We start from the raw sequence: 20,567 nt of genomic DNA, 5'->3' as shown, positions 1-20,567 counted from the left end.
CCGCCGGAACGGAAGAAGTGCTGGTCAACACGTGTGGTGCCGTACGTCACTCGCTGACGTGACGTCCCCTTGGGCCCCTCACTCGACCACGTGGCGTCCCTCGGGCCGAGCGCTGCACGATGCCCGGAAAGCGCAGTGTGTGCAGTGTTGTCCCGTGGTCGGTGAGAACCGTTCGTCGAGGACCTTCCCGGCCGCGGTGGCCAGCAGATCACCGACCCACTCGCCCTCGAGGGGCTCTTGGGCCTGCACCTTGGGGAGGGTCTCGCCGCCGTTCTTCTTGGCGGCGCCCTGGCGCAGCTGGACGAGTTCCGCGCCGCCCGGCTCGGGGCGTACGCCGTCGAAGGTGTCGTCGACGGCTCCCTCGCGGACGGCGAGCTGGTAGACGGCGAGCTGCGGGTGGTGCGCCACTTCCGCGGCGCTGGGCGCGTGCTTGCCGGTCTTGAAGTCGACCACGTAGGCGCGGCCCTCGGTGTCCGTCTCGACGCGGTCCATGGAGCCCCGGATGCGCACCTCGTAGTCGCCCGCCTCCAGGGTCACGTCGAAGTCGTGCTCACTGGCCACCGGCACACGTCCCGCGCGGACGCCGTTGGAGTCGACGTGCCACTTCAGGAAGCGTTCGAGCGCCACGCGCGCGTGCTCCTTCTCCTGCGCGGACTTCCAGGGCGCGTCGAAGGCGAGCGCGTTCCACACGGAGTCCAGACGTTCCATGAGGACGGCGAGGTCGGCGGGGGTGCGTCCGGAGGCGACCTCGTCGGCGAGGACGTGCACCACGTTGCCGAAGCCCTGGGCGGCGGTCGCGGGCGCGTCGGCCTTGACCTCGCGGCCCAGGAACCACTGCAGGGCGCAGGTGTTGGCGAGCTGGTCGAGGGCGCTTCCGGAGAGCACGACGGGCTGGTCGCGGTCGCGCAGCGGCACCTTGCTCTCGGTCGGCTCGTACATGCCCCACCAGCGGTAGGGGTGCGCGGACGGCACGAGGGGGCGGCCGTCCTCGTCGCCGAGGGCGGCGAGCTTGGCCAGGCGGTGGGCCGCGGCCTGCCGGAGGGTGTCCGAGACCCGCGGGTCGACCGTGGTGGCGCGCAGTTCGGCGACCAGGGCGGCGACGGACAGCGGGCGGCGGGGGCGGCCGGTGACGTCCCTGGGTTCGACGCCGAGTTCGGTGAGGAAGCGGGAGGGCTGGTCGCCGTCGTCGGCGGGGGCCTTCACGGCGGTGACGATCAGGCGTTCACGCGCGCGTGTGGCGGCCACGTAGAACAGACGGCGCTCTTCGGAGAGGAGCGCTCCGGGGGTGAGGGGTTCGGCGAGGCCGTCGCGTCCGATGCGGTCGGCCTCCAGCAGCGAGCCGCGGCGGCGCAGGTCCGGCCACAGGCCCTCCTGGACGCCCGCGACGACGACGAGGCGCCACTCCAGGCCCTTGGAGCGGTGCGCGGTCATCAGGCGTACGGCTGCGGGGCGCACCGCCCTGCGGGTGAGCGTGTCGGCGGCGATGTCCTGGGCCTCGATCTCCTCCAGGAAGTTGAGGGCGCCGCGCCCGCCCGTGCGTTCCTCGGCGCGGGCCGCGGTCGCGAACAACGCGCAGACGGCGTCGAGGTCGCGGTCGGCGTTGCGTCCGGCCGCGCCACCCCGCCGGGCGGCCCGCTCCAGGCGCTGCGGCCACGGTGTTCCCTCCCAGAGGTCCCAGAGCGCCTCCTCGGCGCTCCCGCCGCCCGCCAGGCGCTCCCGTGCCTTGCGCAGCAGCGCGCCGAGGCGCTGGGCTCCCCGGGCGTACGCCGGGTCGTGCGCGACGAGCCGCTCCGGCTCGGCCAGCGCGCGGGTGAGCAGTTCGTCGGAGGGCTGCGGTACGTGGTTGCCAGCGGCGCGCTCCTCCTCGCGCAGCGCGCGCCCCAGACGCCGCAGATCGGCCGCGTCCATGCTCGCGAGGGGCGAAGCGAGCAGGGTGAGCGCGGTTTCGGTGTCGAGCCAGGGCGCGGCTTGCGCGTCGGCATCCTCAGGTACGTCGATGTCTTCAGGTGCGTCGGCATCCTCAGATACGTCGGCGTCCTCAGGTGCGTCGGCGTCCTCAGGTACGTCGCTGTCGCCGCCGGAGGGCGCGGCCGTACCCGACTCCGCGCGCGCCACCGCCCGCAGTGCGGTCAGCAAGGGCGTCACCGCCGGTTCGTGCCGCAGCGGCAGGTCGTCGCCGTCGATGTCGAGCGGCACGCCCGCCGCGGTGAGCGCCCGCCTGATCGTCGGGATCGTGCGGGAGCCGGCGCGCACCAGGACGGCCATGTCGCCCCAGGGGACGCCGTCCTCCAGATGGGCGCGACGCAGGATGTCCGCGATGTTGTCCAGCTCCGTGCCCGCCGTCGGGTACGTGTAGACCTCGACGGCGCCGCCGTCCCGTACCGGAGACAACTGGCGGTGGGCGCGTACCTTCTCCGCCGGAAGGCGGGTCAGCGGCATGCGCTGGGTGATCAGACGGGTGGCGGTCAGGAGGGCGGCGCCGGAGCGGCGGGAGGTGCGCAGCACCTCGACCGGCGCGGGGCGGCCGTCCGCGCGCGGGAAGGCGTCGGGGAAGTCCAGGATGCCGTTCACGTCCGCGCCCCGGAAGGCGTAGATCGACTGGTCGGGGTCACCGAAGGCGACCAGGTTGCGGCCGCCGCCGGCGAGAGCGTGCAGCAGCCGGACCTGCGCGGGATCGGTGTCCTGGTACTCGTCCACGTAGACGGCGTCGTACTGCGCGGCGAGGCGTTCGGCGACGCCCGGACGCCCTGCGAGCAGGACCGCGCGGTGGACGAGTTCCGCGTAGTCGAGCACTCCTTGGAGGTCGAGAACGTCCAGGTACTCGGCGAGGAAGGCGGCTGCCGCGCCCCAGTCGGGGCGGCCGATGCGCCGGGCGAAGGCGGTCAGGGCGTCAGGGCTCAGGCCCAGTTCGCGGCTGCGCGCCAGTACCGCGCGGACCTCGTCGGCGAAGCCGCGCGTGGTCAGGCAGGCGCGCAGCTCGTCCGGCCAGCGGACATGGGCGAGGCCCAACCGCTCCAGGTCGGGCTGGCCGGCGAGCAGTTCGCGCACCGCCACGTCCTGTTCGGGTCCGGACAGCAGCCGCAGGGGCTCCACGAACAGGTCATTGTCCTGGTGGGCGCGGACCAGGGCGTAGCAGAACGAGTGGAAGGTGGTCGCCCGGGGAGCGCGGGCGGCCCCTATGCGCAGCGCCATGCGGTCGCGCAGTTCGACGGCCGCCTTGCGGCTGAACGTCAGCACCAGGATGCGTTCCGGGTCGCCGCCCCGCGCGATCCGCGCCGCGACGGACTCGACGAGCGTGGTCGTCTTGCCGGTGCCGGGGCCGGCCAGCACGAGCAGCGGCCCCGCGTCATGGTCAACCACCGCGCGCTGCTCTGCGTCCAGACGAGGGGGCCCCACTCGGACCGGCGCGGTACGTACCAGTCGGTACGCGCCGCGGGTCCCCTGCCGCACCTGGGGGTGCGACAGGCGCCTGGTGGAAGAAGAGGAGCTCACGTGGTTCGCCGGTCCTGGAGGTTGTGCTGGTGGGAGGAGCGCCGCGCGTTCAGGGCGGTGGCCGCGGGGTGAAGGGGATGCGTGCCGTCGACGCTACGCCGGTGAGCATCGTGGAAGGAGGGCTTCCCCTTCTTCCCTCACACCACGTGCGTCCCCCGGCTCTCGAACGTACGGCATGTCACGGGCGTGCCCCGTTTCCCCCGTACGGGCCACAGGTTCCCCATTGCCCCGTCCCATGCCGGAAGCTGTCAGGTGTGACCCTGCGCGCGTTCGCCGCCGTCCCATCGTGCCCGTCTCATGTCGATGCGCGGCAGATGCCCCTCGGAGGCCCTGCTCGCCTCCTTCAGGGGCGTGCCCTCGTCGCGGTAGTGGCCCAGCGCATCGAGTTCGTGGCCCGGGAGCAGCGCGCCGTCCGCGCGGACGACCCGCCACCACGGGACCGCTCCTCCGTAGAGGGCCATCACCCGGCCCACCTGGCGCGGTCCGCCCTCCTCCAGCCACTCGGCGACGTCCCCGTACGTCATCACGTGCCCGGGCGGGATCGACTCGGCCACCCCAAGGACCCGCTCCGCGTACTCCGGCAGGGCATCCGTCGGAAGGCTCTCCTCGCTCATCCGCCCCATCCTGCCCCATCCCACCGACAGTGCGACGATTCGGTGACTGTGCGTATCCCTCGCCACGAAGGCGCACTTGGGGCAGACTGTGCGCCCCCGTATTTGCACCCTGATGCCCCCGTGTGTCGGTGGGGCATGCCACCATCGTGCGGGCGGTGACTGGTGATACGAGATCAAGAAGAGACGATGAGGCAGCAGGGCGTGCACCCCGAAGACGCGGAGAGCACCTCCGCGGCCTCGTCGCGTCCGGACACCGGCGACACCGGCCCCAAGGACCCGGGCGAGGCGGCGGACGAGCCCACCACGACGGTGGACGAAGAACCCGTTCCTGAAACCCACGGACGAGCCCAGAAGCGACTCGATCCGGCGGACGACTGCGGCGACGAGGTCCACAACGACGAGGTCGAGGGCGACGAACCGCTGCTGCCCGCGCGCGTGCACCGTCCGTCCGATCTGATGCGGCTCATGGTCGGCGTCCTCGCCATCGCCGTGCTGCTGGCCATCGCCGCGTTCGCGCACGGCACCACCTCGGGGCTCGAACAGGACATCAACAAGGGCACCGGCCAGGCACCCGATCTGCTGATCAAGATCGCGGGCCTGGCGTCGAGCATCGCGATCCTCCTGGTGCCGGTCGCCTTCGCGATCGAGCGGCTGATCAAGCGGGACGGGCTGCGCATCGCCGACGGCGTGCTGGCCGCGGTCCTCGCGCACGGAGTGACTCTCGCCACGGACCTGTGGGTCGCCAAGGGTGCCCCGAGCTCCATCCAGGAGGCACTCACCCAACCCTCGCCGGGTGACATCCACGCCCTGACCGACCCGGTGCACGGCTATCTGGCGCCGGTCATCGCGTACATGACTGCCGTCGGGATGTCCCGCAGACCGCGCTGGCGCGCGGTGCTGTGGGTGGTGCTGCTCCTCGACGCCTTCTCCATGCTGGTCACCGGCTACACCACACCGTTCTCGATCATCCTGACGGTGCTGATCGGCTGGAGCGTCGCGTACGGAACGCTGTACGCGGTCGGCTCACCGAATGTGCGTCCGACCGGGCGGACGCTGATGGCGGGCCTGCGGCACGTCGGCTTCCACCCCGTCAGCGCGGCCCGCGAGGACACACCCGACACTACGGAGAACGGCGACCGCGGTCGGCGCTACTTCGTCACCCTGGAGGACGGGCCGCCGCTGGACGTCACAGTGGTCGACCGTGAGCAGCAGGCACAGGGCTTCTTCTACCGAGTGTGGCGCAACCTGACGCTGCGGGGTCTCGCCACCCGTCGCAGTCTCCAGTCGCTGCGCCAGGCCCTGGAGCAGGAGGCGCTCCTCGCGTACGCGGCCATCGCGGCCGGGGCCAACGCCCCGAAACTGATCGCGACCTCCGAGCTCGGCCCGGACGCCGTGATGCTCGTCTACGAGCACACCGGCGGGCGCACACTGGACTCGCTGCCCGACGAACTCATCACCGACGATCTCCTGGGCGACACCTGGCATCAGGTGCAGGCCTTGCAGTCGCGACGCATCGCACATCGCAGGCTCGCGGGTGACGCGATTTTGGTGGATCGTTCCGGCATGGTCATCCTCACCGACCTTCGCGGCGGTGAGATCGCGGCCGGCGATCTGCTGCTGCGCATGGACATCGCCCAGTTGCTGACCACGCTGGGGCTGCGCGTAGGCGCCGAGCGCACGGTGGCGTCGGCCGTCGGTGTGCTCGGTCCGGACGCGGTCGCCGACTGCCTGCCGCTGTTGCAGCCCATCGCGCTGACCCGCTCCACGCGCGCGACGCTGCGCAAGCTGGCCCGGGAGCGCGCCCAGCGCGAACGCGACGCCGTCCTGGAGGCCTCCCGGCAGAACAAGCTCGCCCGCGCGGAACAGATCCAGCACGCCGAGGCCGAAGTGGAAAAGCCCGGCAAGAAGGCCGTGCGCGCGGAGCAGCGGGCCGAGAAGCGGGCGATAGACGAGGCACTGGACGAAGCACGCGAGGAGGATCTCCTCACCCAGATCCGCCACCAGGTACTGCTCATCCGCCCGCAGGCGCCGGTCGAACCGGCCCGCCTGGAGCGGGTGCGGCCACGCACACTGATCAGTTTCATCGCCGGTGCCATCGGCGGGTACTTCCTGCTGACGCAGCTCACCCACATCGAGTTCGGGACCCTCTTCGACAACGCCCAGTGGGGATGGGTCGCCGCGGCCGTGCTGTTCTCCGCGGTGAGCTACTTCGCGGCGGCGATGGCGCTGCTCGGCTTCGTACCGGAGCGGGTGCCGTTCATGCGGGCCGTCGCGGCGCAGGTCGCCGGCTCGTTCGTGAAGATCGTGGCGCCCGCCGCGGTCGGCGGTGTGGCCCTCAACACGCGCTTCCTGCAGCGTGCGGGGGTGCGGCCGGGGCTCGCGGTGGCGAGTGTCGGCGCGTCCCAGCTGTTCGGGCTCGGCTGCCACATCCTGATGCTGCTGTCCTTCGGCTATCTGACCGGCACCGAGAAGACGCCGTCCCTGTCGCCCTCCCGCACGGTCATCGCCGGTCTGCTGACGGTCGCCGTGCTGGTGCTCGTCGTGACGTCGGTGCCGTTCATGCGCAAATTCGTCAGCACGCGCGTGAGGTCGCTGTTCGCGGGCGTCGTACCGCGCATGCTCGACGTGCTCCAGCGACCCCAGAAGCTGATCACCGGCATCGGCGGCATGCTGCTGCTGACCGCCTGCTTCGTGATGTGCCTGGACGCGTCGATCCGCGCCTTCGGCCACCAGCAGCCCACCACGCTCAGCCTCGCCAGCGTCGCCGTCGTCTTCCTCGCCGGTAACGCGCTCGGCTCCGCGGCGCCGACCCCCGGCGGCGTAGGTGCCGTCGAGGCGACCCTCACGGTCGGTCTGATCGCCGTAGGGCTCCCCAAGGAGGTCGCTGCTCCCGCGGTGCTGCTGTACCGGCTGCTGACACTGTGGCTTCCGGTGCTTCCGGGCTGGCTGTTCTTCAACCACCTGACCCGCAAGGGCGCCCTCTAGAACCCCGCGCCGACCCTCCCGTACGAGCCCCCCGCGCGCCCTCACCCGCACGGCCCGCGCCCCGAGCGCCCCGCCCCGCACGACCGCAGGATGGGGAGCATGCCGAACCCGTCTCCGCCGCGCGCCGCTGCGCTGGCGCTCTCCGTCGCCGTGCTGTCCGCCGTGCTGACGGGCTGCAGCGACAACTCGAAGAGCGAGGACCTGCCGGCCCAGAAGCTGAGCTGGAAGGACTGCCCGGCCCCCGCCGAGTCCGAAGGCGGCGGCAACGCCCCCTCTCCCCTGCCGGGCGGCACACAGTGGCAGTGCGCCACCATGAAGGCACCCCTCGACTGGGCCGACCCCAAGGGCGACACCATCGGGATCGCGCTGATCCGGGCACGGACGAGCGGCGACCAGAGCAAACGCATCGGCTCCCTCGTCTTCAACTTCGGCGGCCCCGGCGGCTCCGGCGTCACCACGCTGCCCGCCTTCGGCGAGGACTACGCGAAGCTGCGCACCCGCTACGACCTGGTGAGCTTCGACCCCCGTGGGGTCGGCCGCAGCGCGGGCGTGAAGTGCGAGGACGACAGCCAACTCGACGTGTTCTTCCAGCAGGACGCCACCCCCGACGACACCGCCGAGCAGAAGAACCTCCTCGGCAACACGAAGACGTTCAACGCGGCCTGCGAGAAGAACTCCGGGCGGACCCTCCCCCACGTGCGCACCACCGACGCGGCCCGCGACATCGACCTCATGCGCCAAGTGCTCGGCGACGCCAAACTGCACTACTTCGGCATCTCGTACGGCACAGAACTCGGCGGCGTCTACGCCCACTTGTTCCCCAAGAACGTGGGGCGCGCCGTCTTCGACGCGGTCGTCGACCCGACGCAGAACCCGGAACAGAGCGCGCTCGGACAGGCCAGGGGCTTCCAGCTCGCGCTCGACAACTTCGCCACCGACTGCACCTCGAAGACCGAGCCCTGCCCGATCGGCGACACCCCGCAGGACGTCAAGAACCGCATCGCCAAACTCCTCAAGGACTTGGACAGCAAGCCCATCCCCGGTGTCTTCCCACGCCAGCTCACCCAGACCGAGGCCACCAACGGCATCGCGCAGGCGCTGTACTCCAAGGACTTCTGGGAGTACCTGACGGAGGGCCTGGACCAGGCGTACAGCGGTGACGGCAAGGTATTGATGCTGCTGTCCGACTCGATGAACGGGCGCAACCAGAACGGCCAGTACAGCAACCTCTACGCGGCCAACGTCTCCATCAACTGCGCCGACGAGAAACCGCGGTACACGATCCCCGACGTGCAAGCCGGACTGCCCGCGTTCCGGGCCGCCTCACCGCTCTTCGGCGACTATCTCGCCTGGGGCATGCTCAGCTGCACCAACTGGGCCGTCCCGGGCGCCGCCGACCACCCGGACGTCAGCGCCACCGGTGCGGCGCCGATCCTCGTGGTCGGCAACACCGGCGACCCGGCCACGCCGTACCAGGGCGCGAAGAAGATGGTGGACGCGCTGGGCAAGGGCGTCGGCGTCGAGGTGACCTACAAGGGCCAGGGGCACGGCGCGTACGACAGCGGGAACAAGTGCGTGCACAACGCGGTGAACGGCTATCTGCTGGACGGGACCGTACCGCCCGCGGGAACCGTCTGCACCTAGAATCGACGCCATCCGCACCAAGAAAAGCGCAGGTCAAAGGGTTATCCACAGGTCTCCGCGGCGTCGGCCGCGGACGCCTACCATGGCCTGCATGTGATCCGCGACATCCGGCGGACCACGGGCGAGGGGGGAAGTTCATGACGCGTTTCGCACGGTGGACGGCCGCGGCGGCCGCCGCGTTGCTGGTGGCGGGCTGCGGCAGCGGCTCGTCGGGGGACGGCAAGGACGAGGGGAAGAACAGCGGCCGGCCGTCGGCCGGGACGCCTTCCTCCGGCACCGCCTCGGGGCTGCCCGCCTCGCTCACCTCGCAGAAGCTCGACTGGGGCCACTGCAAGAGCTCCTCCGCGCCGGGCAGCGGCTGGCAGTGCGCGACACTCAAGGTGCCGCTGGACTACGCGAAGCCGGACGGCGAGACGATCGGCCTGGCGCTGATCCGCTCGAAGGCGACCGGCGGCCAGAGCAAGCGCATCGGCTCGCTCCTGTTCAACTTCGGCGGCCCCGGCGGCTCGGGCGTCGACACCATGCCGTCGTACGAGAGTGCCGTCGGCCCGCTCCACGAGCGCTACGACCTGGTGAGCTGGGACCCGCGCGGCGTCGCCGCCAGCGAGGGTGTGCGCTGCCGCAGTGACAAGGCGATCCAGGCAGCCGAGTCCGTGGACGCCACCCCGGACGACGCGGCCGAGGAGACCGCGTACTTCAAGGACGCCGCCGACTTCGGCAAGGGCTGCGCGAAGGCCGCCGGAAAACTACTGTCACACGTCTCCACGACCGACACGGCCCGCGACATGGACCTGATGCGCCAGGTCCTCGGCGACGGGACGATGCACTACCTCGGCTTTTCGTACGGGACCGAACTCGGCGGCGTGTACGCCCACTTGTTCCCCAAGAACGTGGGCCGTCTGGTGCTGGACGCCGTCGTCGACCCGAGCGCCGACACGGTCGGCCACGCCAAGAACCAGACCCTGGGCTTCCAGCGCGCCCTGGACGACTACCTCAAGTCCACCGGCCAGGACCCCAAGCAGGGCTCCCAGAAGATCGTGGACCTGCTGAAGCGCATCGACGCGAACCCCCTGCCGACGTCCGACGGCCGCAAGCTCACCCAGACGCTGGCGCTCACCGGCATCGTCCTGCCCCTGTACAGCAAGGAGGGCTGGCCCCGCCTGACCAGTGCGCTCAAGGGCGCCGAGGGCGGTGACGGTTCGGGACTGCTGGCCCTCGCCGACGGCTACAACGACCGTGATTCCTCGGGGCACTACGGCACGACGACCCACTCCCAACGGGTCATATCGTGCTTGGACGACAAGCAGCGGCCGACTCCCGCGGAGACGAAGAAGCTGCTGCCCGAGTTCGAGAAGATCTCGCCCGTCTTCGGGGACTTCATGGGCTGGGACACCGCGGGTTGGTGCCACGACTGGCCGGTCGCCGGCCAGTACGACAACCCGGAGGTCAGCGCTCCGGGCGCCGCGCCCATCCTGATCGTCGGCAACACCGGGGACCCCGCGACTCCGTACGAGGGCGCCCGCAGAATGGCCGACGAGCTGGGCAAGGGCGTCGGAGTGGAGCTCACCTGGAAGGGCGAGGGCCATGGCGCCTACGGGAGTGGGAGCGAGTGCGTCGACTCCACGGTGAACAGCTATCTGCTGGACGGGACGGTGCCGAAGGACGGGAAGGTCTGCGCGTCGTAGTGGCGGGTGCGGCCGACGGGCGCGGGCCTGTGCCCAGGCCCACCCGGCCGGCAAGCACTGGGCCGACGAACCCCCGGCCGGCGAGCATCCGGTCGGCGAAGACCCGGCTCACGGACGCCCGGTCGGCGAACCCCCGGCCCGCGAGCGACCGGCCAACGGAAAAGGGCCCGGCACGCACGGTGCCGAGCCCCTCCCGAAAAGCCGTTCGCCTGGTGCGCCGGCGCCTAGTACACCGGCTTCTCCGGCTCGATCTGGTTGACCCAGCCGATCACACCGCCGCCGACGTGCACCGCGTCCGAGAAGCCCGCGGACTTCAACACGGCGAGCACCTCCGCACTGCGGACGCCCGTCTTGCAGTGCAGGACGATCTTCTTGTCCTGCGGAAGGGTCTCCAGGGCGGTGCCCATGAGGAACTCGTTCTTCGGGATCAGCTTGGCGCCGGGGATCGAGACGATCTCGTACTCGTTGATCTCGCGGACGTCGATGATCTCGATGTTCTCGCCGTCGTCGATCCACTCCTTGAGCTGCTTGGGAGTGATCGTCGAGCCGGCCGCCGCCTCCTGGGCCTCCTCGGACACGACACCGCAGAAGGCCTCGTAGTCGATGAGCTCGGTGACGGTCGGGTTCTCGCCGCAGACCGCGCAGTCCGGGTCCTTGCGGACCTTGACCTGGCGGTACTGCATCTCGAGGGCGTCGTAGATCATCAGGCGGCCGACGAGCGGCTCACCGATGCCCGCGAGAAGCTTGATCGCCTCGTTGACCTGGATGGAGCCGATGGACGCGCACAGCACGCCCAGCACGCCGCCCTCGGCGCAGGAGGGGACCATGCCCGGCGGCGGGGGCTCCGGGTAGAGGCATCGGTAGCAGGGACCGTGCTCGGACCAGAAGACGGAGGCCTGGCCGTCGAAGCGGTAGATCGAGCCCCACACGTACGGCTTGTTGAGCAGGACGCACGCGTCGTTGACCAGGTAGCGGGTCGCGAAGTTGTCCGTGCCGTCGACGATCAGGTCGTACTGGCTGAAGATGTCCATCACGTTCTCGGCCTCGAGCCGCTCTTCGTGAAGGACCACGTTCACGTACGGGTTGATGCCCAGCACGGAGTCACGCGCCGACTCAGCCTTGGAGCGGCCGATGTCCGCCTGACTGTGGATGATCTGGCGCTGCAGGTTCGACTCGTCGACCTCGTCGAACTCCACGATGCCGAGCGTGCCCACGCCAGCGGCGGCCAGGTACATCAGCGCCGGCGATCCGAGGCCGCCGGCGCCCACACACAGCACCTTGGCGTTCTTCAGCCGCTTCTGCCCGTCCATGCCCACGTCGGGGATGATCAGGTGGCGGGAGTACCTGCGGACCTCGTCTACGGTGAGCTCAGCAGCTGGCTCAACCAGGGGTGGCAGCGACACGGGGACTCCGTTGGTCGGTCAATCACTACAGTTGTTCTCCCCGTAACACTGCCACGCCCTTCTTCATTCCGAGACACCCGTTCCGATCCGCGAGACGATCTCGTCCCAGTAGCCGGGCATCGTCTCCCAGGGGTCGGCCCGTCCACCGTGATCCGTGCGGTCGGTGAAGTAGATCGTGGCGGCGCCCTGCCAGCGGGCGATGCGCAGCGCTTCGTCGAGATGACCGCGCGGTATCCCGTGCACGAAGTGGCAGAAGCGCTCGGGCGGATAGTCGGCGGTCCACTCGGCCACCTGCGACCAGCGGTAGTCGCTCCAGGTGCCGGAGAAGGTCACCAGCTGGTCGGCGCTTTCGGCATAGCCGGGGTAGGGGTGGGTGCCGTGGCCGAAGACGAGGTGCGTGTCGTCGAGGAGCGTGCGCAGCGTGGTGGCCGCCCGGCGGACCTCGGGGAGCGCGGCGCGCTCGGTGGGGCAGCGGTGCAGGAGGAAGCCACCGACCCGGTACCAGTCGAGATACCGGTGTGCGTCGGAGATCACCTCGGCGAAGGCGCGTGCGCCGTACGTCATGTCCAGGTGCCCCAGGACGCGCACGCCCGCGTTGCGGAGTCGGCCGGCGGCCTCCAGGCAGTGCGGGTCGGGGCGGGTGCCGGGACCGTTGGCCACGTTCAGGACGGCCCAGTGCACGGGGGTGCCGGGGCGGGTGAGTTCGCCCCACTCGGCCGGAGCGACGAGGGGGTGCGCATAGCCGGGGACACCGAGGCCGACCCTTAAGTCCGTGCTCGCGATGTCCGTCGCGGCGCTGGTCAGATGCGGCATGCCGCCTCCATCCAGATATCGGCGAGGGATTCCTCGAGGTTGATCCGGGGCCGCCAGCCGAGCCGGTCGCGTGCGGTGCGCACATCGGCCTGCTGCCAGCTGCCGCAGCCGTCCGGGTAGGGGTACGCGACCGGCGCCCCGTGATCCGCTTCGGTGCGGGGATGGCCGATGGCCGACCTCATCGGTCCAGGTGGACCGTCGAGTTCGTGCAGCGTGCCTCCGTAGCCGGCCACCCGGGCGAGGACGGCGGCGGCGTCGCGCAGGCGGACGGCGCGGCCCGAGCCGATGTTGATGACGCCCTGCGCGGCGGAGAGCGAGGCGGCGTGCACGGCGCGGGCGACATCGCGGACGTCGATGAAGTCGCGCTGGACGCCGAGTCCGCCGAGTTTGAGTTCGCCGTCGCCGGACTGCATGGCGCGGCGCAGGGCCTCGGCGAGGCGGCCGAGCGGGGATCCGGCGGGGGTGCCGGGGCCCGCGGGCGAGAAGACGCGCAGGACGACGGCGTCGAGGCCGGAACCGAGGACCAGTTCGGTGGCGGCGAGCTTGCTGACGCCGTACGGGCCGCCGGGGCGCGGTACGGCGTCCTCGGCCGTGGAGGAGCCGGGCTGGCTGGGCCCGTACTCGGCGCCGCAGCCGATCTGCACCAGGCGGGCACCGCAGCCGCTGCGGCGCAGGGCCTCGCAGACGGTGGCGACGGCGACGGTGTTGTGCCGGGTCAGTTCGCGGGCTCCGCCGCGGGTGGCGCCCGCGCAGTTGATGACGACCCCGGGGTGCACCGCGTCCAGGAAGCGGGTGAGGGCGCCGGGGCTGCCCGAGGCGAGGTCGAACCGTACGTCGGCGTCGTCGCCCCGGCCGAGCGCGGTGAGCTGCACGGCCGGATCGGCGAGCAGTCTGTCGGCGACGAAACGGCCGAGGTATCCGTTGGCTCCGATCAGCAGGACCCTCATCGGGCGGCTCCCGGGGCGGATTCTCCGGTTCGGGAGGTGATCATCTGGCGTTCTCCTTCGGGGTGGTGCCGTGGGTCGGACGGAGCGCCCGCGGTGTCGGCCCCGCGGGAGGGTGCGCCCGGCGCGAGGGCTGGACCCTCGGGCGCCGGTCGCGGCTCATGGCGTCCCGCCCGGTGTGGCGTGGGCCGAGGCCCGGGTCAGGGTGCGGGTCGCGTGGATCAGGAGGACGAGCGCCGCCGCGCCGCACACCAGGGCCGGGACGGCACCCGGACCCCAGGCGCCGGCGACGGTCTCGACGGGGGTGGCGACGAACGAGCAGCCGGGCAGGCGGGCCGCGAAGACCGTGGTGAGGGCGGTCACTTCGGCCGCGCCCGCGGCGCCGAGGACGACGGCCGGGGCGTGGGTGAAGCCGCGCGTCATGAGCAGGCGCGCGAGCAGGAGCAGCGCGCCGAGGGCTCCCGCTCCGGCGTACGCGCCGGGCCCGTTGTAGGCGCCGGGCTCGCTCGGCGCCACCCGGCACAGGGCGAGCAGCGCGCCCAGGGCGCAGAGGAACAGGGCGAACACTCCCAGGAGCAGGGGCCGCACGGAGACGGCGAACTCCTCCAGTCCTCGGCTCGCGGTCAGTTTGCGGCGGGCGCCCGCGGTGAAGAGGTGGGCGCACCAGACCGCGGGGGCGCACGCCAGGGCGAGGGCCAGCACGGGTGCGGTGGCCGGGGGCCAGGGGCCGTCGGGGCCGCCTTCGATGCCGACGCTCAGCAGTCCGTCGCCGAGCAGGGCGTACGCGATCAGCCAGCAGGTCCAGGCAAGGGTGCCGCTCGTCGTGCGGTGCGTGGTGCTGAGGGGACCTCGGCGCAGCGCGGCGCGCAGGCCGAGCGTCACCGCGAGGGTGCCGCCGGCGGCGACCGCGAGGCGCGGCTGCCCTTCGGTGAGCCGCAACCCGGCCACGGTCGCCGCGCACAGAGCGCCCGGCAGCAGGGAGAGCACGGCCCAGTCGGCGCGCGCGCCGGGGTGTTCGGGGGCAGCGGGCCGCGGCGCCGGGTCCGAGTCGCGGGCCACGCGCGCGTACATCTCCTCGGCGAGCGAGAACACGTCCCGGTGCCGGAACCGTGCGGCGGTGCGGTCGGTCACACCGTGCGCCTCCAGGCCCGCCGCGATCTCCAGGGGGTCGACGGCGCGCTCGCAGAGTTCACGGTGCCGGTGCATCAGCGCCTTCACGGGGTCCACGGCACCGCGGCGACCACCGCCGAGGGACGTGCGCGCGCCCCCCGAGTCGCTCCCCGGGTCACCCCCGGCGTCGCCGCGCGCACCACCCGAGCCGTCCCGTACGAGTTCGCTCATCACGCACCCTCCCCCGCGGGCAGCGGAGCTGTGGCACGCACCGGCGCCCCCTCCGCCCAGCGCGGGCGTCCCGTGACCATGAGGCGGGCCTCGGTCCAGCGACCCGGTACGTGGGCCTCGGCCGGCACGCCGAACGGCAGGGGATCCCCCGCGTCGTCCACGACGAGCCGCCGGACCGGGGAACGCGAGACGATCTCCAGGTAAATGCCGTGAAATGCCGTGATGTTCTGCTCGACCGTGAAGAGTTCGAGGGCTCGCGCGCGGGCCGCCGCGCCCAGGCGCGCACGCCGTTCGGGGTCGCGCAGCAGTGCCACGCACGCCTCGGCGAGCGCCCGCGGATTGCGCGGCGGCACCACCAGCCCCGTACCGCCGATGACTTCGACGACCGCGCCGACGTCCGTGGACACGGTGGCGCGGCCGCAGAACATGGCCTCGACCAGGCTGATCGGGAAGCCTTCGACGACGCTGGAGAGGACGACCACGGCGCCGGACGCGTACGCCTCCGCGAGGCTCGGGACCTCCGGGCCGCCGATCTCCTCGAAGGACACCGGGTTGTCGCCGACCGCGTGCACGCCCTCCGCCTCGTCGGGGAAGAGCTGGGCGGCCAGCGCCTTGCAGTGGGCCAGGTACAGCGTGCCCTCCGGCCCGTCGGCGGGCGCGCCGACGATCCGCAGCCGCGTCTTCGGTGCCTCCTTGCGGACCTCGGAGAAGGAGTGCAGCAGTGAGATCAGGTCCTTGGCCGGTTCGATGCGGCCGACCCAGACCAGGGTGTCCGGGTCCGCGCATCCGGAACCGTCGACCCGCTCGCCCACCTCCGCGAAGCGGGCGGCCTCCATGCCGGGGTAGACGGTGCGCAGTTTGGCGCGGTCGGCGCCGCAGCGCTCCTGCCAGCGGCGCGCGTGGGTGTTGCCGGGCGTGATGAGCGTGGCCCTGCGGTAGACCTCGGCGGCCAGCGCGCCGTGGAAGGCCGCGAGCAGCGCCCGTACCGCGGGGGGCTCCTCGGCGGCGGAGGAGGCGAGGTAGTGCGCCCGCAACTGCACGCCGTACTCCGTGACCAGCAGGGGCACCCCGGAGAAGTGCAGGGCGAGCAGGCCGGGCAGGGCGGCCTCGCCGCCGGCCGCCGCGTGGCAGAGGTCGACCGAGCCGAGCCCGTCGTTCTCGTACCAGTCCAGCGAGAGGGGGCGCAGGGCGCGCTCGACGTGAGCGGCGACGGACAGCAGGTCGGGCACGCGCGCGGTACGCGCGGCGCGCAGTGCGCCGGGCGCACGGCAGGCGCGCTCCAGGGCGCGCACGGCCCCCTCGGAGCGCAGCGCCCCGACCAGCCCGCCCTCGTCGCGGGCCAGTTCCGCGAGCCCGTACAGCGCACTGCCGAAACGGTCCGCCACCGCTCCGCGAGAGGTCTCCGACGCCGTCACACCGCCGGAGACCTCCGAGCCGTCGAGGACCGCAGGCGCGGCACACACGGCCGCCGCCAACTCCCCGAAGCACTCGGCGAACCGCCGGCGCGCCCGTCGCCCGTGTACCACGCCGTCGTCCTCGGCCATCCACAGCGGAGCCGTCCGCACCCGGCTGACCTGCGGCGGCAGCTGGATCCAGCCCTCGTCCTCCTGCCGCTCGCTGCGACTGAGCGCGTAGATGTCGAACTCGTGCTGCCCGAGCCCGCGCACGAGCCGGTCGCACCAGAGTCTGGCGTCACCGCTCACATACGGATAGCCACCCTCCGTAAGCAGTCCGATGCGCACCAGTGCACCCCCGATCTCCCTATGGGGAGCCGCCGTTGACCCGGCGGCTCGCAGCGGGAAGAACGTATGCGCACATGGCGGTGGCGCGACGGACGGTTGTCCATCGCGCCACCAAAAGGGGTGAACGGTCGTAACTTTCCCGTGCGGGTCGCGTTCCGTCGCGCTACGAGATCAACCGGTCACGTTGCATCACACCGCCGTCAGCTGCCTCCGGGCCGTCCGTCGCTGCGCCGCGACCTCCGGATCCAGCGCCGGTACGGCGGCCAGCAGCTGCTTGGTGTACGGGTCGCGCGGTGACTCGTAGACCTCGTCGGCGGGCCCGTACTCGACGATCCGGCCGCGTCGCATCACCGCGACCCGGTCGCTGACCTGGCGGACCACCGCGAGGTCGTGCGCCACGAACACGAGCGCGAGCCCGAGTTCCCGTTGCAGTTCGGCGAGCAGGGCGATCACCTGGGCCTGGGTGGTGACGTCGAGCGCGGAGACCGGTTCGTCGCAGACGATGACGCGTGGGTCGGCGGCGAGCGCCCGGGCGATGCCGACGCGCTGGCGCTGTCCGCCGCTGAACTCGTGCGGGTAGCGGTCGTAGTGCGCCGCTTCGAGCCCTACGCGCTCCAACAGTTCCCGTACACGCCCCCGAATGCGCCCCTCGTCCCGTTCCCCCTGCGCGCGCAGCGGATCGGCGATCGACTCGCCCACGCTGCGGCGCGGGTTGAGGGAGGAGACGGGGTCCTGGAAGACCATCTGGACGTCCGGGCGCACGCCTCCGCCGGGCTTGATCTCCCCCGCCGTGGGCTCCAGCAGCCCCACGAGCATCCGTCCCAGGGTGGTCTTGCCGCTGCCGCTCTCGCCCACGATCCCGAGGGTCTCGCCCCGGTGGATCGTCAGCGACACGTCGTCGACGGCGGCGAACGCCTTCTTCCCGCGTCCGAATTCGCGCCGCAGACCACTCGCCTCGAGAACGACCTCCTCCGTCACCGCGGAGGCGGTGCGCGGCGCGTCCACACGGGGCACCGCGCCGAGGAGTTCCTGGGTGTACGCCTGCGCGGGCGCCCCCAGGACGGCACCGACGAGGCCGTGCTCGACGGCCCGCCCGTGCCGCATGACCAGGATCTCGTCGACGCTCTCGGCGGCGACGCCCACGTCGTGCGTGACGAGGAGCAGGCCCATTCCGGTCTCCTCGCGCAGGGTGTGCAGCAGGTCGAGGATCTGGGCCTGGACGGTCACGTCGAGGGCCGTGGTCGGCTCGTCGGCGATCAGCAGGTCGGGTTCGCAGGCCAGCGCCATCGCGATCAGCGCGCGCTGGCGCATACCGCCGCTGAACTCGTGCGGGCGGGAGCGCGCCCGGCGCGCGGCGTCCGGGATGCCTACGCGGTCGAGCACCTCGACGGCACGCGCGCGTGCGGCACGCCGGGAGGCCTTCACGTGCACCCGGTACACCTCGGCGATCTGGTCGCCGACCGCGTAGTACGGGTCGAGGGACGACAGGGGGTCCTGGAAGGCCATGGCGGCCTTCCCGCCGCGCAGCCGCCGCAGTTCGATGTCGGACGCCTCCTGTACGTCGACGCCGGCCACGCGCACCGAGCCGCCGACGTCGGCTCCCGTGCCGCGGTGCAGCCCCAGGAGGGCCGAGGCGACCGTGGACTTGCCCGAGCCGGACTCACCGACCAGGCCCAGCGCGGCGCCCTTCTCCAGCCGGAAGGACAGGCCGTCGACGGCGCGCAGCGATCCGAACCCGACCGTCAGGTCGGTGACTTCCACCAAGCTCATACGAGCACCACCCGTCGGTCGGCCACCGCGTACAGCACGTCCGCGACGGCGTTGGCGATGACCACGAAGAAGCCGATGACCAGGACCATGCCGACGACCACCGGCAGGTCGACGACGTTCACCGCGTGCACCAGCTCCTGTCCGATGCCGGGCAGTCCGAAGAGCGTCTCGGTGAGCACCGCGCCGCCGACCGCCGAGCCGACGTTGTTGGCGTTCAGCGCGATGATCGGCGCGAACGCCCCGCGCAGCGCGTGCCGCCCGATGATCGACCGCTCGCCGACGCCGTACGCCCGGAAGGTCCGGATGTGGTCCTCGGCGAGGGTCTCCAGCATCGCGGCCCTGGTCAGCCGGGCGAACGCGGCGGCCTCGATGAGGGCGAGGGAGAGCCACGGCAGCAGCAGGTTCCAGGCCCACTGTTCGGGGTCGTCGGTGAGGCCGACGTACTGCGGGAAGGGCAGCAGTTGCAGCTGGCCGCAGACGACGATCATGAGCACCAGGCCGATCACGAAGACAGGCGTGGCGACGCCCGCGAGGGTGATGCCGGTCAGCAGGCGCTCGGTGAGCCGACCGCGCCGCCACGCGGAGAGGATGCCGGTGCCGACGCCGAGGATCAGCCACAGCACCATCGCGCCGAACACGAGGGACAGGCTGACCGGCAGCTTCGCCAGGATCAGCTGGGTGACCTGGGTGTCGCCCTGGTACGACAGACCGAGACAGGGCGCCGAGCAGTGCTCCACCGAGGTGCCGGTGGAGAAGTCCTGGCCGACGAGGATGCCCTGCAGGAAGTGCCAGTAGCGCACGTACAGCGGGTCGTCGAGCCTCAACTGCTGGGCTACCTGGTGCACTTGTTCCGGGGAGCAGCGCGGGCCGCAGGTGATCTGGGCGACGTTGCCGGGGGTGGCGTAGAAGACGACGTAGACGATCACCGAGATGGCGAGCAGGGTGATCACGGTGCCGACGGCGCGGCGCAGGACGAATCCTCCGAAGCCGCTCATGCCTTGGCCTCCTTCTTGGCGCTCGCGTCCGCCGTGGCCTTCTTGGAGTCCACGTCCATCACGGCCTTCTTGGAGTCCACTTCCGCCCTGGCCTTCTTGGAGTCCGCGTCCGCCTTGGCCTCCCGCTTGCGGCCCGTGCCGACGCGCAGGCGCGAGGCGGCGCGCGGGTCCAGGGCCGTGCGGACGCCGTCGCCGAGGACGGTCAGGGCCAGCACGGTCACCAAGAGCGCCCCGGCGGGCAGCAGCAGGTACTGCGGGGCCGCCTGGTACCAGACATTGGCGGCCGTGAGCATCTGCCCCCAGGACGGCGTCGGGGGCTTCACTCCGACGCCGAGGAAGGACAGCGCGGCCTCGGCGGAGATGTTCATCGGCACGAGGAGCGCGGCATAGGTGATGACGGGGGCGGCCAGTCCGGGCAGGAGTTCGCGGCGGGCGATGCGCCAGGTGTTCCAGCCGCTGAGCCGCGCGGCGGAGACGTAGTCCAGCCCCTTGAGGGTGAGGGTCTGGGCGCGCACGATCTTCGCGGTGTTGCCCCAGGCGATCAGGCCGATGACGAGCGCGACCAGCAAGGGCCGCGGGAAACTGCTGGGCACGATCGCCAGCAGGGCCAGCGACATGATCATCAACGGCATCGCGACGAAGATGTCGGTGATCCGGCTCAACAGTTGATCGATCCATCGGTTGCCGAGCGCGGCCGCGACACCCACCACGACACCGACGAGGACCTGTACCACCGTGGCCCCCAGCGCGACTCCCAGCGAGACCCGGGCGCCGTACACGAGCCGGGCGAAGAGGTCGCGGCCGGTCTGCGGTTCGACGCCGAGCCAGTGGTCGCCGCTGACGCCGCCGAACGAGCCCACGGGCACACCGCCGCGCGCCGAGTCGATGAGGGACGGGTGGTAGGTGGTCGGGTCCTGGCCCTCGATCGCCGTGAGCAGCGGGGCGGCGAGCGCGAGCAGGACGAGAAGCGCGACGACGCCCGCCGCGACGAGGGCGGCGCGCTGCGTGCGCAGCCGCCGCCAGAACTGACGGGCCCCCGAGGCCCGCGGGGGGGGGGCGGGGGGCGGCCCCGCGGGCCGGGGGGGGGGGGGGGGCCTGCCCACGCCCGCTCCTCCCCCCCCCCCCGGGGGGGTGCGCCC

The 20,567-nt window shown here is 71.9% G+C and carries 13 protein-coding genes; 3 read left to right on the top strand and 10 right to left on the bottom strand.

Annotation, left to right across the window (positions count from 1 at the left end; all coding sequences use genetic code 11):
* Window positions 1-78: 78 nt before the first annotated feature.
* Both KVT44_RS17780 and KVT44_RS17775 read right to left on the bottom strand, forming a co-directional pair.
* Window positions 79-3,492, bottom strand: coding sequence for an ATP-dependent DNA helicase (locus KVT44_RS17780; RefSeq protein ID WP_217567767.1), 3,414 nt, complete (start codon window positions 3,490-3,492; stop codon window positions 79-81).
* A gap of 248 nt (window positions 3,493-3,740) precedes the next feature.
* Window positions 3,741-4,106, bottom strand: coding sequence for an MGMT family protein (locus KVT44_RS17775; protein WP_180292871.1), 366 nt, complete (start codon window positions 4,104-4,106; stop codon window positions 3,741-3,743).
* A gap of 186 nt (window positions 4,107-4,292) precedes the next feature.
* On the opposite strand from KVT44_RS17775, the gene KVT44_RS17770 reads away from it, so the two are divergent.
* The 3 genes from KVT44_RS17770 to KVT44_RS17760 all read left to right on the top strand — a co-directional run bounded on the left by KVT44_RS17770 (window position 4,293) and on the right by KVT44_RS17760 (window position 10,420).
* A complete protein-coding gene (locus KVT44_RS17770) occupies window positions 4,293-7,091 on the top strand; it encodes a lysylphosphatidylglycerol synthase domain-containing protein (RefSeq protein ID WP_217567766.1) in 2,799 nt (932 codons plus the stop codon).
* A gap of 99 nt (window positions 7,092-7,190) precedes the next feature.
* Entirely contained in the window at window positions 7,191-8,735 is a 1,545-nt protein-coding gene (locus KVT44_RS17765) for an alpha/beta hydrolase (protein WP_217567765.1), read from the top strand.
* Between the two features lie 137 nt (window positions 8,736-8,872).
* Window positions 8,873-10,420 carry an alpha/beta hydrolase gene (locus KVT44_RS17760; protein WP_217567764.1) on the top strand — a complete coding sequence of 516 codons (1,548 nt, stop codon included), beginning with the start codon at window positions 8,873-8,875 and terminating at the stop codon, window positions 10,418-10,420.
* A gap of 224 nt (window positions 10,421-10,644) precedes the next feature.
* Here the strand turns inward: KVT44_RS17760 and moeZ are convergent, their stop codons facing one another.
* The 8 genes from moeZ to KVT44_RS17720 form a co-directional block, all read right to left on the bottom strand.
* Entirely contained in the window at window positions 10,645-11,823 is a 1,179-nt protein-coding gene (gene moeZ / locus KVT44_RS17755) for an adenylyltransferase/sulfurtransferase MoeZ (protein ID WP_095852712.1), read from the bottom strand.
* Window positions 11,824-11,886: 63 nt separating this feature from the next.
* A complete protein-coding gene (locus tag KVT44_RS17750) occupies window positions 11,887-12,636 on the bottom strand; it encodes a spherulation-specific family 4 protein (protein WP_190172831.1) in 750 nt (249 codons plus the stop codon).
* Complete coding sequence (locus KVT44_RS17745; RefSeq protein ID WP_054228192.1) at window positions 12,624-13,583, bottom strand: NAD(P)-dependent oxidoreductase; 960 nt, start codon at window positions 13,581-13,583, stop codon at window positions 12,624-12,626. Before KVT44_RS17745 ends, KVT44_RS17750 begins: the two co-directional genes overlap by 13 nt.
* Window positions 13,584-13,739: 156 nt before the next feature.
* The gene (locus KVT44_RS17740) at window positions 13,740-14,921 is read right to left on the bottom strand and encodes a hypothetical protein (protein ID WP_254649546.1); all 1,182 of its coding nucleotides are present in this window, start codon (window positions 14,919-14,921) and stop codon (window positions 13,740-13,742) included.
* Window positions 14,921-16,663 carry a DUF3492 domain-containing protein gene (locus KVT44_RS17735; protein ID WP_217567763.1) on the bottom strand — a complete coding sequence of 581 codons (1,743 nt, stop codon included), beginning with the start codon at window positions 16,661-16,663 and terminating at the stop codon, window positions 14,921-14,923. The genes KVT44_RS17740 and KVT44_RS17735 overlap by 1 nt, the downstream gene beginning before the upstream one ends.
* Window positions 16,664-16,852: 189 nt before the next feature.
* Window positions 16,853-18,433 carry an ABC transporter ATP-binding protein gene (locus KVT44_RS17730; protein WP_217567762.1) on the bottom strand — a complete coding sequence of 527 codons (1,581 nt, stop codon included), beginning with the start codon at window positions 18,431-18,433 and terminating at the stop codon, window positions 16,853-16,855.
* Window positions 18,430-19,428, bottom strand: coding sequence for an ABC transporter permease (locus KVT44_RS17725; protein WP_217567761.1), 999 nt, complete (start codon window positions 19,426-19,428; stop codon window positions 18,430-18,432). The genes KVT44_RS17730 and KVT44_RS17725 overlap by 4 nt, the downstream gene beginning before the upstream one ends.
* Window positions 19,425-20,531, bottom strand: coding sequence for an ABC transporter permease (locus KVT44_RS17720; protein WP_217567760.1), 1,107 nt, complete (start codon window positions 20,529-20,531; stop codon window positions 19,425-19,427). The genes KVT44_RS17725 and KVT44_RS17720 overlap by 4 nt, the downstream gene beginning before the upstream one ends.
* Window positions 20,532-20,567: the final 36 nt, after the last annotated feature.

Source organism: Streptomyces sp. GbtcB7 (assembly GCF_019091445.1).
Classification (GTDB): Bacteria; Actinomycetota; Actinomycetes; order Streptomycetales; family Streptomycetaceae; genus Streptomyces; species Streptomyces mirabilis.
This window is presented reverse-complemented; position numbering and strand designations above follow the sequence as displayed.